Source organism: Vibrio sp. 10N.286.46.A8, assembly GCF_041470165.1.
In the GTDB taxonomy this organism is placed as follows: Bacteria; Pseudomonadota; Gammaproteobacteria; order Enterobacterales; family Vibrionaceae; genus Vibrio; species Vibrio tasmaniensis_A.
Map to the genome: position 1 here is coordinate 1 of NZ_JBFRLX010000384.1, position 692 is coordinate 692.

The following is a 692-nucleotide window of genomic DNA, read 5'->3' on the forward strand; positions in this document are numbered from 1 at the left end:
CGATATGAAAGGCTTTTTCCATCGACAGTTAGCATCCAGTAGTCGCCATCTCTCGAATTTCCCATATGTAAGCAATCATGATTTTTTAAGTCAGTATAATCGGAAGGTGCTTGATACTCGCTTATGTATGAAGGTGACGCATACAAGCCAAGTTCTGACTCTCCGAGTTTGGTCGCAATATAAGACGAATCTTGTAACTCGAATGAGAACCTGATGCTGAGATCGATCTCTTCCTCGATTAGGTTGAGGTGGCTATTAGATAAAGCAAGGTCAAAACGAATCCCTGTGTATTCTTTGCGAAATTCTTTAATCACCGTCATTAAATAAGGCCCCATCGCATCGGGAGCAGACAACCGGATTAAGCCCTCAGGATTGTTCTGATGAGCAGTTGTCAGCGAATCTTCTAATTGTTCAATATCACTCAATACCGCTTGCGCGCCTTCATAATAAGCTTTTCCCCCTGGAGTAAGATGCATACTGCGCGTTGTACGATTCAGCAATACAAACCCTAGAGAATCTTCCATTGCTGCAATGTGCCTGCCGACAATAGCAGGGGTAATACCTAACGCTTTCGCTGCTCTAGAAAAGCTGCCTTTATCGACAACAGTACAAAATAGCTGCATATTCCGATACTTATCCATTTGATACCTATTGTATTAAGTGAAGTTACTTTTTGGCGTATTGTTCTATTT

Annotated in this window: 1 protein-coding gene; it reads right to left on the reverse strand. The window is 41.9% G+C overall.

Translation table 11 applies throughout. The annotated features are described in order from the left end of the window. On the reverse strand, positions 1–641 hold a 641-nt coding region (locus AB4232_RS22590; protein ID WP_372088089.1), incomplete at its 3' end, for a LysR family transcriptional regulator. Positions 642–692 lie beyond the last annotated feature (51 nt).